This window comes from Streptomyces sp. NPDC047525 (assembly GCF_040643025.1).
Taxonomy (GTDB): domain Bacteria; phylum Actinomycetota; class Actinomycetes; order Streptomycetales; family Streptomycetaceae; genus Streptomyces; species Streptomyces durmitorensis.
Genome location: NZ_JBEYTL010000011.1, coordinates 168,112 through 180,540 on the forward strand (window position 1 = coordinate 168,112; position 12,429 = coordinate 180,540).

11 protein-coding genes are annotated in these 12,429 nt (G+C 70.2%); 5 read left to right on the top strand and 6 right to left on the bottom strand.

Going from position 1 to position 12,429, the window contains the following annotated elements; genetic code table 11:
- The first annotated feature begins 137 nt into the window (after positions 1 to 137).
- Complete coding sequence (locus tag ABZ833_RS29965; RefSeq protein WP_361052777.1) at positions 138 to 1,157, top strand: LysR family transcriptional regulator; 1,020 nt, start codon at positions 138 to 140, stop codon at positions 1,155 to 1,157.
- Between the two features lie 98 nt (positions 1,158 to 1,255).
- Here the strand turns inward: ABZ833_RS29965 and ABZ833_RS29970 are convergent, their stop codons facing one another.
- From ABZ833_RS29970 to ABZ833_RS29980, 3 genes are all read right to left on the bottom strand, one after another.
- Positions 1,256 to 2,509, bottom strand: a complete 1,254-nt coding sequence (locus ABZ833_RS29970; protein ID WP_361053024.1) for an MFS transporter — start codon at positions 2,507 to 2,509, stop codon at positions 1,256 to 1,258.
- 122 nt (positions 2,510 to 2,631) lie between these two features.
- Positions 2,632 to 3,960, bottom strand: coding sequence for an erythromycin esterase family protein (locus tag ABZ833_RS29975; RefSeq protein ID WP_361052780.1), 1,329 nt, complete (start codon positions 3,958 to 3,960; stop codon positions 2,632 to 2,634).
- Between the two features lie 106 nt (positions 3,961 to 4,066).
- A complete protein-coding gene (locus ABZ833_RS29980; protein ID WP_361052783.1) occupies positions 4,067 to 5,335 on the bottom strand; it encodes a DUF1343 domain-containing protein in 1,269 nt (422 codons plus the stop codon).
- 155 nt (positions 5,336 to 5,490) lie between these two features.
- On the opposite strand from ABZ833_RS29980, the gene ABZ833_RS29985 reads away from it, so the two are divergent.
- From ABZ833_RS29985 to ABZ833_RS29995, 3 genes are read left to right on the top strand one after another with little or no spacing between them, the layout of a single operon-like run.
- A complete protein-coding gene (locus tag ABZ833_RS29985; RefSeq protein WP_361053027.1) occupies positions 5,491 to 6,258 on the top strand; it encodes an SDR family oxidoreductase in 768 nt (255 codons plus the stop codon).
- Entirely contained in the window at positions 6,255 to 7,952 is a 1,698-nt protein-coding gene (locus tag ABZ833_RS29990) for an AMP-binding protein (protein WP_361052786.1), read from the top strand. Before ABZ833_RS29985 ends, ABZ833_RS29990 begins: the two co-directional genes overlap by 4 nt.
- A gap of 26 nt (positions 7,953 to 7,978) precedes the next feature.
- A complete protein-coding gene (locus ABZ833_RS29995) occupies positions 7,979 to 8,572 on the top strand; it encodes a TetR/AcrR family transcriptional regulator (protein ID WP_344518919.1) in 594 nt (197 codons plus the stop codon).
- A gap of 8 nt (positions 8,573 to 8,580) precedes the next feature.
- Here the strand turns inward: ABZ833_RS29995 and ABZ833_RS30000 are convergent, their stop codons facing one another.
- The 3 genes from ABZ833_RS30000 to ABZ833_RS30010 all read right to left on the bottom strand — a co-directional run bounded on the left by ABZ833_RS30000 (position 8,581) and on the right by ABZ833_RS30010 (position 11,346).
- Positions 8,581 to 9,795, bottom strand: a complete 1,215-nt coding sequence (locus ABZ833_RS30000; RefSeq protein WP_361052789.1) for an acyl-CoA dehydrogenase family protein — start codon at positions 9,793 to 9,795, stop codon at positions 8,581 to 8,583.
- Positions 9,796 to 9,802: 7 nt separating this feature from the next.
- Positions 9,803 to 10,834, bottom strand: coding sequence for a phosphotransferase family protein (locus ABZ833_RS30005; protein ID WP_361052792.1), 1,032 nt, complete (start codon positions 10,832 to 10,834; stop codon positions 9,803 to 9,805).
- A gap of 215 nt (positions 10,835 to 11,049) precedes the next feature.
- The gene (locus tag ABZ833_RS30010) at positions 11,050 to 11,346 is read right to left on the bottom strand and encodes a hypothetical protein (RefSeq protein WP_249590910.1); all 297 of its coding nucleotides are present in this window, start codon (positions 11,344 to 11,346) and stop codon (positions 11,050 to 11,052) included.
- 118 nt (positions 11,347 to 11,464) lie between these two features.
- Between ABZ833_RS30010 and ABZ833_RS30015 the strand changes: the two genes are divergently transcribed.
- Positions 11,465 to 12,421, top strand: coding sequence for an NADP-dependent oxidoreductase (locus ABZ833_RS30015; protein WP_361052795.1), 957 nt, complete (start codon positions 11,465 to 11,467; stop codon positions 12,419 to 12,421).
- Positions 12,422 to 12,429: the final 8 nt, after the last annotated feature.

The following is a 12,429-nucleotide window of genomic DNA, read 5'->3' on the forward strand; positions in this document are numbered from 1 at the left end:
CACGGGTACCGGGAACGCATCCAGCTTTTTCTGGAAGAAATCGCCAGATAATTTTCGCTGTTCTCCGGATCAGTTTCTGCGACGGCTATGCTCCATTGCCGTAAAAGCAAAAGGAGTCGGAGAGCGAGTAGCCGAACATGGCCTTATCCGGTCCGCAGCAGTACCCCACGGAGCTGCTGGACACCACGATGGATCAATTGCGTACGCTGCTCTCGGTGCACGAGACGGGCACGGCGCTCGCCGCTGCCCGACAGCTCGGGCGGGAGCAGTCCAGCGTGCAGAAGCAGCTGGACACGATGAACCGCACCTTCGGCGCCCTGTGCGGAGAAGCCCTCGTCCTCAAGCGGGGGCGCGGCAAGGACGTCCTCTTCACCCCCACCGGCGAGGCCCTCGTCGACCTGGCGCGGCGCACGCTCGGTCAGTGGAAGGACGGTCTGCACGACGCGCGCCGCCGCCTGGGCCGCACCCTGTCCGTCGGCTCGACCCGCTACACGCTGGGGTTTCTCCTGGACGCGGTGGAGCGCGTGAGCGACGCCTACGAACGCCGTGGCGTCGACCTGAAGGTCACCCACGTCCGCACCGGCGACCTCTTCGCCAAGCTGCGGTCCAAGGAACTCGACCTGGTCTGCGGCAGTGTCGTGGTCACCGAGGGCCAGGAGACCGAGCTCGATCCGTACGACGTCATCGAGTGGCGCCGCAGCGGACTCTCGCTGCTCACGAACCTGCCGGGCGGCCGTCTCCCCGGTCCTTCAGTGGGCGCGAGCGCCCTGCCCGAACTGCCCCTCGTGGTATCGGCGGGCGGCCTCATCGGCCGCTTCCTGGCCTCCTGGTACGGCACCGACTACCGCCAGCAGCTGTCCATCGCCGCCGAGATAGAGGCCGCGCACTACGGCTTCGAGCTGCTGCGCTCGGGCGTGGTGAGCGGGGCGATGCTCGTCACCAGGGGCATCGCGGAGGCCGCCGAGAGCGGCAGCCTCCCGGAGGCCGGGGGGCTGCGGCGGCTCGATGTCGTCGGCGATGTCGGACCGCGGACCGAGGTGCTCGTGGGGGTGTTCACGCGGCGCGGCGACCGCGATTCCGTTGATTCGGGACACCCGTTGAACCTGCTCTGGGACGCATTGGCGAAGGACAATGAACGCTGGTGGCTCAGTCGGTGAATTAGCCATTCCGGATATGGTCGGAGTATGTGGTCTAGACGTGTGGAGAATTCACTTCCCGCGTGCGCCGCATTACGTTTATCGAGTTCGCGCCGGTTTCACGCCAGTTCACGCTCGCGGGTTTCCGGCAGTGCGAGAACACACACCAGGGACACGACCGCCATCGCGCTCACGTACCAGCCCACCGACGAGGATCCGAACGCGGACTGCAGCCGCGTCGCCACCAGAGGGGAGACCGCACCGCCGAGCACACCGCCCAGGTTGTAGGCGAGCGAAGCGCCCGAGTAGCGCACGTTCGTGCCGAACAGCTCCGGCAGATAAGCGCCCATCGGCCCGTACACCACGCCCATGCAGAACAGCGCGCCGCCGAGCGCCAGGGCCATGAGCACCGGCTGCTCGGTGTCCAGGAGAGGGAAGAGCACCAGGCCCCACACCACCGCGAGCCCGGCGCCCGCGAGAACCAGCTTGCGACGTCCGGCGCCGTCGGAGCGGGTCGCGGCCAGCCACGTACCGGCCGCGAGAAACAGACAGGCGACCAGCGAGAGCCCCAGCATGGTGTTGCGGGAGACACTCAGGGTGCCGGTGGAGTAGGCGAGGCAGTACGTCGTCGCCGTGTAGAAGAGGCCGTACGCGACGATCATCCCGCCCGCGCCGAGCAGCAGTTCGCGCGGATAGCGGCGCAGCACGTCGAGCGTGGGGACCTTGCTGGCCTCCTGCGCGTCCATGACCTTCGCGAAGACCGGCGTCTCGCTGATGCGCAGGCGCACGAAGAGTCCGACGCCGACAAGGAGGAAGGAGAGCAGGAACGGCACGCGCCAGCCCCAGGACCTGAACGCGTCGTCGGACAGGACGGCGGACAGCAGCCAGAAGACGCCGGTCGCCGCGAAGAACCCGACGGACGGGCCGAGTTGGGGGAAGGCGGCGTACATCCCGCGCTTCTTCTTCGGTGCGTGCTCCACCGCGAGCAGCGCGGCCCCGCCCCACTCGCCGCCGAGCCCGATGCCCTGGAGGAAGCGGAGCAGGATGAGCAGGATCGGCGCCCAGATGCCCAACGTGCCGTACCCGGGCAGGAGTCCGACGAGCGCCGTCGAGAGGCCCATGAGGAGCAGCGAGGCCACGAGCACCGACTTGCGCCCGACCCGGTCGCCGAAGTGCCCGAAGATCACCGACCCGATGGGCCGCGCCGCGAACGCCACCGCGTAGGTGGAGAAGGAGGCGAGGGTGGCGTTGACCGGGTCCAGGGTCGGGAAGAACGCCTCGTTCAGGACGAGGGCGGCCGCCGTGCCGTAGATGTAGAAGTCGTAGAACTCGATGGCCGTCCCGATGAAGGACGCGACGGCCACCCGGCGCATGCTCTCGGGGCTGCCGTCCGCGTCCTGGACCTGCTGTTTCTCTGCTGTCGTTTCACTCCGCACGACCGGCACTGTCGCGTTGGATGTAGGGGCCAGTCAATACCTGGGACGGTGTGTCTCGGTCATTGAGACCGGCGGTGAGCCGCCGTGACGTCGTGCAGGTGGATGAGGATGTCGTGCGTCGGCGCGAGGCGGATCTTGTACGGCCCGTCCGGGTACGCCGTCCCGATGTTCCGGGTCGTGCGGCCCTTGCTCAGCCACTTCCGGGCGGCCGGGGGAGCGGTCCGCACGTCCAGGAAGTAGTCGTCGTGGCGCACCTTGTCGAGCGTGTACTCGTTCGTGCTGCGCGCGGCCGCGCCCACCGAGCGGGGCTTCCACACCTCGGATTCGGCGCTCTGTGCCATGAACGACCCCCGGTCGAAGGTGAACCCGATGCTGACGTACCGCTCGCCGAGCCGGTCCCGCAGGAAGGCGCCCTGCATCTTGGGGTAGCGCGGGTCGTAACTCTCGTACCCGACATGGGCGTTGTGGGCCGACAGGAGCACCTTGTCGCCCGTCCTGCGCTGCCACCACGCGGTGTTCTGAGCCATGAGCCGGTCGCGGTACAGCATGGCGTCCTTCTGGCCCTCGGGGGTGTCCAGGGCGAAGGCGTAGACCGTGGTGGTCTGCGAGAGCGACCGGGCGTGCTGCACTGCCCAGGTGAACTTCCCGCCAGCCGACGAGGGCTGACGCTGCTTCAGCAGCTTCAGCGCCTCCCGCGCGTTGCCCGCCAGCTTCTTCCGCTCCTCAAGAGGCCTGCCCATGTACGTGTCCCCGTCCGCGAGGCGGCGGATCGGCGCGTACAGCTCGGCGATCCTGGGCAGCAGATCCGGCTCGTGCGCGCGGACGTAGTCCTCGACCCCGTCGAACAACTCGCCGCCGATCTCTGGGTAGTTGAGGTCGTTGCCCATGAAGCGCACCTGGCGGTCCGGGTGCTTGTCGTTGTACGCGCGCATCCACGTCAGGAGGTCGACGTACTCCTGGGTGTCCCAGGGCGTCTTCGCCAGCTCCTCGTGGACCAGCTCGCGCACGTCTCCCTCGCCCCCGCGCACGTACGCGTCGAACCGCAGGCCCGTGGTCCAGCTGACCTCCTGCGCGAAGGTGGTGAACCCCTTCTCCTCCACGAGATAGCGGAAAACGCGGTCCTTCATCGTGAAGAATTCGTGCGAGCCGTGTGTGGCCTCACCCAGGCCCACCACCGAAGCGTCACCCACCATCCGGCCCATCGGCCGCAGGTCCTTCGTGGAACCGCCCGGATCGGTCGAACGCAAGGGGTGCGCAGCGCGCTCGATCGCCGGGACGGGATCCGTGGCCTTGGGTTCGGCTCCGGCGGCCTGGGGCGCGACGAGCACCCCCAGGCCCAGCGTCCCGGCCAGCGCCAGGGGAACCGTGCGGCGTGCCGTGCGTGCCATGCGGGATCTCCTCAACTCGGGTGTACGGAGCTGAAGATCACGATTCCGGACCGCAAGGGGTACCTGCCATCCGGCAGGCACCCCTTTCGCGGGTGGGGGCTGCCCCCTACCGGTAGTGCAGATACCGCCTCCGCACCCCGCGGAAGCGTGCGAGGTCGTCCTGCCAGGCGGCCACCACCTCGTCCGTGTCCGCGCCCGCGTCGATCATGGTGCGGACCCGTGTGGTGCCCGTCAGCTTGTCGATCCAGTTGTCGGGGCGCCAGGCGAACCCGCTCCACGTCTTCTTGGCGGTCACCAGGAGCGCGATGCCGGTGCGCACCGGGTCGTACGACTCCCGGTCGTGCACGTGGAGCTGGACGCCGCCGATCGTCTTGCCCTGGAACTTGGAGAACGTCGGCGCGAAGTAGGCCTCCCTGAAGTCCACGCCGCGCAGCCCGACGTCGTTGGCGGCGGCTGCCCACTTCCGGTCGATGCCCTCCGCGCCGAGCAGTTCGAAGGGACGGGTCGTGCCGCGCCCCTCGGAGAGGTTCGTGCCCTCGAAGAGACAGGTGCCGCTGTAGACCAGGGCGGTGTCGGGCGTGGGCATGTTCGGGCTCGGCGGCACCCAGGGCAGCCCGGAGGCGTCGTAGAAGTCCGAGCGCTTCCACCCCGTCATCCGCACGGTCTCAAGATCGGCGGGGCGCTCCAGGAACTCGCCGTTGAACAGCAGCGCGAGCTCCGTCACCGTCATGCCGTGCGCCTGCGAGATCGGCTGGCGTCCGACGAACGTCGCGAACTCCTTGTGCAGGACGGGCCCGTACGCGCCGCGCCCCGTCACCGGGTTCGGCCGGTCGAGGACGACGAACCGTTTCCCCGCCAGCTCGGCGGACTCCATGCAGTCGAAGAGCGTCCAGATGTACGTGTAGAAGCGCGCCCCCGCGTCCTGGATGTCGAAGACGATCGTGTCGACGCGCGATGCCGTGAAGATGTCGGCAAGGGCTTTGCCGCTCTTCTGGTACGTGTCGTAGACGGGGAGACCGGTCGCCGGGTCGTCGTACCGCCCCTCGGAGCCGCCCGCCTGGGCCGTCCCCCGGAAGCCGTGCTCGGGGCCGAACACCGCGACCAGGTTCACGCGCTCGTCGGCGTGCATGACGTCGACGATGTGGCGTACGTCCCTGGTGACGCCGGTCGGGTTGGTGACGACGCCGACCCGCTCCCCGTCCAGGAGCGCGTAGCCGTCGGCGGCGAGACGCTCGAAGCCGGTGCGCAGCCGGCGGCCGCCGCCCGAACCGCCGCCGCCTCCCGCGGCCGCTGCGGGGGCCGCCGAGGTGAGGGCCGTGGCGGTGGTGGCGGCCAGCAGGCCCCGTCTGGACAGACTGCGGCGGGACAGGTTCATGCAGAGACCTCCGTGAGCGCGGTGGCTGTCATGGCCACGCACGCTAGCGCGCGGACTCCCCGCGGGGAACGAACCTGGCTGCCCGGCCCCCTTCCATCCGAACATACCGACTGGTTAGTCTGCGATCACAGCGGAGCCGCAGTCGAAGGAGACTGATCGTGGAGACCCTGCAGGACAAGGGAGTTGTCGTCACCGGTGCCGGAGGCGGAATCGGGGCCGCGCTGGCCCGCCGGTTCGCCGCCGCCGGGGCGCGCGTCGTGGTCAACGACCTGGACGCAGCCAAGGCGAAGGCGGTGGCCGACGAGATCGGCGCCGTGGCCGTGCCGGGCGACGCGTCCACGGTCGTGCCGGAGGCCAGAGAGGCCCTGAGCGGCACCGTCGACGTGTACTGCGCCAACGCGGGCCTCGGCTCGGGCGGCTCGGAGGCGGCGCCGGAGGAGGTCTGGGCCACGGCCTGGGACGTCAACGTCATGGCCCACGTCCGCGCGGCCCACGCGCTGCTCCCCGACTGGCTGGAGCGCGGCAGCGGCCGCTTCGTCTCCACCGTCTCGGCGGCAGGACTGCTCACCATGATCGGCGCCGCTCCCTACAGCGTCACCAAGCACGGCGCGTACGCCTTCGCCGAGTGGCTCTCGCTCACCTACCGGCACCGCGGGATCGACGTCCACGCGATCTGCCCCCAGGGCGTGCGCACCGACATGCTCGCCGCCACCGGCACCGCGGGCGACATCGTGCTCACCCCGACCGCGATCGAGCCGGAGGACGTGGCGGACGCCCTCTTCGCCGGGATCGAGGAGAACCGCTTCTTGATCCTGCCGCACCCCGAGGTCGCCGAGTACTACCGCACCCGCGCCGCCGAACCCGACAAATGGCTCACCGGCATGAACCACCTCCAGCAGAAGTGGGAGGCGGTGGAGCAGTGAGCGACGCGACCCCGACCGCGTCCATATACGCCGCCAAGCCCTGGCTCGCCCGCCTCACCGAGGCCCAGCGCGGCCCCGTCGAGCCCGCCGCGTCCGTCGTGCACGCCTTCCGCGCCTCGGTGCTCAGGGCCCCCGACCACACGGCCCTCGCCTACTTCGACGGGCGCCTGAGCTACCGCGAGGTGGACGCCCTCACCGACTCCGTCGCCGGGCACCTGGCCGCGCGCGGGCTCGCGCGCGGTGACCGGGTGGCGATCCTCCTGCAGAACACCCCGCACTTCGTGATCGCGCTGCTCGGCGCGTGGAAGGCGGGTGCCACGGTCGTGCCGGTCAACCCCATGTACAAGTCGGCCGAGGTCAGGCACGTCCTGGCGGACGGCGACGTGGCCGCGCTGATCTGTTCGGACCGCGCCTGGGACACGTATCTGCGCGAGACGTCCGCGGCCTCCTCCGTACGCATCGTGCTCACCGCGTGCCAGCTCGACCTGCAGACCCGGGGCGACACCCGCGTCCTGGACTTCGAACGCCTCCCGCAGGCCGCCGACGCCGAGGACCTGGTGACGATCGCCCGGCAAAGGCTCCCGGCTCCGGGAGACCGCGGGCTCGGCCCTTCCGACATCGCGCTGATCAGCTACACGTCGGGGACGAGCGGCACCCCCAAGGGCGCCATGAACACCCACGGCAACATCACCTACAACGCCGAGCGGCAGCGCACGGGCTCCGGCATCCCCGAAGGCGCCTGCTACTTCGCGATGGCGCCGCTCTTCCACATCACGGGCATGGTCGCGCAGGTGGTGGCGTGCCTGACCAACGCGGGCACCCTCGCCCTCGCCTACCGCTTCGAGGCCGGGGTCGTCCTCGACGCCTTCGCCGAGCACCGGCCCGCGTACACCGTGGGCCCGTCCACGGCCTTCATGGCCCTTGCCGCCCACCCCTCCGCCACGCGCGAGCACTTCGATTCCTTCGCGATGATCTCCTCGGGCGGTGCGCCGCTGCCGCCCGCCCTGGTGGAGAAGTTCCGCGCGGGCTTCGGCCCCTACATCCACAACGGGTACGGGCTCACCGAGTGCACCGCTCCTTGTGCCTCCGTGCCGCCGGGCCAGGAGGCCCCGGTCGACCCGGTGTCCGGCACGCTGGCGGTCGGCGTCCCCGGCCCGGAGACGGTCGTCAGGATCGTCGACGACCACGGCGCGGACGTCCCCTTCGGGGAGCAGGGCGAGATCACCGTGCGCGGCCCGCAGGTCGTGCCCGGCTACTGGAAGCGCCCCGACGCCACGGACGAGGCCTTCCCCGACGGGGAGCTGCGCACCGGCGACATCGGCTTCATGGACGCCCAGGGCTGGCTCTACGTGGTCGACCGCAAGAAGGACATGATCAACGCGTCCGGTTTCAAGGTCTGGCCGCGCGAGGTGGAGGATGTCCTCTACAGTCATCCGGCCGTCCGCGAGGCGGCGGTGATCGGTGTCCCGGACAGCTACCGCGGCGAGACGGTCAAGGCGTTCGTCAGCCTGCGCCCGGGCGCCGACGCGGCACCGGACGATCTTGCCGAGTACTGCAAGGAGCGGCTCGCCGCCTACAAATACCCGCGAGCGGTCGAGATCCTGCCGGAGCTCCCGAAGACCACAAGTGGGAAGATCCTCCGGCGGGAACTGCGTTCCCACACCCACACGGGCTCTCGGCAGGACGAGAGCTAGCCAAACTCGAAAGGCAGGTGGCGGCAGTGGCCAGGACGACGGACGGTGACGGCACGCCCGTCCCTCAGCGGCTGCTCGCCGCCGCCACCCGGCTCTTCGCGGACCGCGGCTACGACCGCACGTCGGTGCAGGAGATCGTTGAGTCGGCAGGCGTCACCAAGGGTGCGCTCTACCACTACTTCGGATCGAAGGACGACCTCCTGCACGAGGTGTACGCACGCGTCCTGCGCGTGCAGCAGGAGCGTCTCGACGCCTTCGCGGACGCCGACGCGCCGATCGAGCAGCGGGTGCGGGACGCGGCGGCCGACGTGGTCGTCACGACGATCGACAACCTCGACGACGCCTCGATCTTCTTCCGCTCCATGCACCACCTGAGCCCGGAGAAGAACAAGCAGGTACGGTCCGAGCGCCGCCGCTACCACGAGCGGTTCCGCGCGCTGATCGAGGAGGGCCAGGAGGCCGGAGTCTTCTCCAAGGCGACCCCGGCGGACCTGGTGGTGGACTACCACTTCGGCTCCGTCCACCACCTGTCCACCTGGTACCGCCCGAACGGCCCGCTCACCCCGCAGCAGGTCGCCGACCACCTGGCGGACCTGCTGCTGAGGGCGCTGCGGCCTTAGTTGCAGAGCTACAGGTACTTCTTCAGCTCCCGCCGCGCCAGCGACCGCTGGTGCACCTCGTCGGGCCCGTCCGCCAGACGCAGAGTCCTCGCCGCGGCCCACAGCTCAGCGAGCGGGAAGTCCTGACTCACGCCACCCGCGCCGTGCAGCTGGACGGCCTGGTCGAGGATGCCGACGACCGTGCGCGGGGTGGCGATCTTGATGGACTGGATCTCCGTGTGCGCGCCCTTGTTGCCGACGGTGTCCATCAGCCACGCGGTCTTCAGGACGAGCAGCCGCAGCTGCTCCACCGCGACCCGGGCGTCCGCGATCCACTCCTGGACGACGCCCTGCTGGGCCAGCGGCTTGCCGAAGGCCGTACGTGCCACCGCCCGCTGACACATCAGCTCGATGGCACGCTCGGCCATGCCGATGAGCCGCATGCAGTGGTGGATGCGGCCGGGACCCAGGCGCGCCTGGGCGATGGCGAAGCCGCCGCCCTCCTCGCCGATCAGGTTGCTCACGGGAACCCGGACCCGGTCGAAGACGACCTCGGCGTGTCCTCCGTGGGAGTGGTCCTCGTAGCCGTACACCTGCATCGCGCGCCGTACCTCGACACCCGGGGTGTCGCGCGGCACGAGCACCATGGACTGCTGGCGGCGCGGGTCGGCGCCGTCGGGGTCCGTCTTGCCCATCAGGATGAAGATCTGGCAGTCGGGGTTCATCGCCCCGGAGATGTACCACTTGCGCCCGGTGATGACGTACTCGTCGCCTTCACGCTCGATGAGCGTGGTGATGTTCGTGGCGTCGGACGAGGCCACCTCCGGCTCGGTCATCGCGAACGCCGAGCGGATCTCACCGGCGAGCAGGGGCTCGAGCCACTGCTTCTTCTGCTCCTCGTTCCCGAACTGGGCGAGGACCTCCATGTTGCCGGTGTCCGGGGCGGCGCAGTTCAGCGCGGTGGGCGCCAGGTGCGGGGAGCGGCCGGTGATCTCGGCGAGCGGGGCGTACTGGAGATTCGTCAGCCCCGCGCCGTGCTCGGCGTCCGGCAGGAAGAGGTTCCACAGCCCCTGCTTGCGGGCCTCGGCCTTCAGTTCGCCGACGACGGCCGGGGTGTCCCAGGGCGACGCGAGGAGTGCGCGCTGCTCGTCGGCGGTCTTCTCCGCCGGGTAGACGTGCTCGTCCATGAAGGTGAGGAGCCTGTCGCGCAGCTCTTCGGTGCGGGCGTCGAATGCGAAGTCCATGGCTGTCTCAGCCTTCCTGTCGTCCTTGGAGGGTGGTGAGGCCGTGCTCGATGAAGACGGGGACCAGCTCCCCGATGCGGTCGAAGCCCGCGCCGACCGTCTGGCCGAGCGTGTACCGGTAGTGGATGCCCTCCAGGATCACGGCGAGCTTGAACCACGCGAACGCCGTGTACCAGGAGACGGCCGAGACGTCGCGCCCCGAGCGCGCGGCGTACCGCTCGATCAGCTCGGCGGCGTCCGGGTGTCCGGGCGCACCCGCCGTGGTGCTGATGGGGGAGTCCGGCAGGGTGAGCCTGGTGCTGTACATGACGAGCAGGCCCAGGTCGGTGAGCGGATCGCCGAGCGTGGACATCTCCCAGTCGAGGATCGCCTTGATCCGGTCGTCGTCGCCGATCAGGACGTTGTCGAGGCGGTAGTCACCGTGCACGACGGTGGCCGCGGGGGAGACGGGAAGCTGCCGTCCCAGGGCGGCGTGCAGCTCGTCGATCCCCGCCAGGTCGCGGTTGCGCGAGGCGTCGAGCTGCTTGCCCCAGCGGCGCAGCTGCCGGTCCAGGAAGCCGTCGGGCCGCCCGAAGTCACCGAGGCCGACCGCTTGCGGGTCCACGGAGTGCAGGTCGACGAGGGTGTCGACGAGGCCGAGCACCGCCGCACGGGTGCGCTCGGCGCCCAGGGGCGCCAGCTCCTCGGCGGTGCGGTACGGGGTGCCGTCCACGAATTCCATGACGTAGAAGGGCGCACCGATCACGGCGTCGTCCTCGCAGAGCAGCAGCGGCTCCGGCACCGGCACATCGGTCCCGTGCAGCGCGCTGATCACCCGGTGCTCGCGCTTCATGTCGTGCGCGGTCGCCAGCACGTGCCCGAGCGGTGGCCGCCGCACGACCCAGCGGGTGGTCCCGTCCGTCACGGCGTACGTGAGGTTCGACCTGCCGCCCTCGATCAGCCGGGCGGTGAGCGGGCCGCCCACGAGGCCCGGCCGCTCGCGGTCCAGATGGCCGCGCAACTGGTCGAGGTCGAGGCCTGGTGGATGGTCTGAGCTCATCTTCGCTCCTGGTCGGACGGTCGTCGTCGAAATGCCGCGCTGCGTCGCGCTGACGTTCATGATGCCGACCAGTCGGTATGTAGTCCAGAGCGCAGGGGGAACGTGATCGGGATCGCGGCGGCGCGGATGCCCCCGAACGCACCGATCCCCCGCCACAGACTGCCAGTTGGCGCCCGCGCGGGGGAAGTCGGCCAAGACGGTGGAGGGCGGTGCCCTCAGTGGTCGTCCCAGTGCCCGTCGTGCGCCGCGTGCCGGTGGCCGTCGTGGACGTAGTCGACGTGGTCGCCGTGCAGCACCGAGCTGTGCCCGCAGCCCTCGCCGTGCCGGTGGTCGTGCCCCTCGTGCACGGAGTGCTCGTCCGGCTCGCACTCGTCCCAGTGGCCGGAGTGCAGCCGGTGCATGTGGCCGTCGTGCGCGTAGTCGACGTGATCGCCGTGCGGCACCTCCGGGTGGCCGCAGGCCGGGCCGTGGATGTGCTCGTGGACGGGGTGTTCGTGGTGGAGCGTGCTCATGGCGCGTGCACCTTCTGTGGGAGGGGGTGACCCTCTCAGGCTAGTACTCGATGCCCCTTTGATGGGGATATGGAAGCCTTGTTGATGTTTCCACCACCGGAGGACCACCGGAGACCCCATGAAGGCGATCAGCTACCGCCAGTACGGCGGCCCCGAAGTCCTCGAGTACGGCGATGTGCGCGACCCCAAGGTCGGCCCCGACTCCGTCCTGGTGAAGGTCCGCGCCGCGTCGGTGAACCCCGTCGACTGGAAGTGCATGGGCGGGCACCTCGACGCCATCCTCGACCCCGTCTTCCCGGTCATCCCCGGCTGGGACGTCGCGGGTGTCGTGGTGCAGCCGGGCGCCGCCGTCCCGGAGTTCGTGGTGGGGGACGAGGTCATCGGATACGTGCGCGAGGACTTCCTCTCGCGCGGCACCTTCGCCGAGTACGTCGCCGCCCCCGTGCGCACCCTCGCCCGCAAGCCGCGCAACCTCACCTTCGAGGAGGCGTCGGGACTGCCGCTCGCGGGGCTCACCGCCTTCCAGGTGATCACCAAGACGCTCGACGTGACGGAGGGCGACGTCGTCCTCGTGCACGCGGCGGCCGGCGGTGTCGGCTCGATCGCCGTCCAGCTGGCCCGGCACGCGGGCGCCCGCGTCATCGGCACCGCGAGCGAGCGCAACCACGACTTCCTGCGCGAACTCGGCGCGGAACCGGTCACCTACGGCGAGGGTCTGGCCGAACGCGTACGCGCCCTGGCGCCGGAGGGGGTGGACGCCGCCTTCGACACGGTCGGCGGCGACGCACTCAAGGTGTCCGCCGAGGTCCTCGCGCCCGGCGGCCGTCTCGCGTCGATCGCGGACGGCGCGGTGATCGGCCTCGGCGGCCACTACTGCTTCGTACGTCCGGACGCCGACGACCTCCAGCGCCTGACGCAGCTGGTGGAGCAGGACGTCGTCACGGTCCATGTCTCCGAGACGTTCCCGCTGGAGCGGGCGGCGGACGCGTATCGCCTCAGCGCGGAGGGCCGTACGCGGGGCAAGATCGTCGTCACGGTGGACTGGACGGCGGAGGACGGGCCCGCCGCGCACTGAGGACGCGC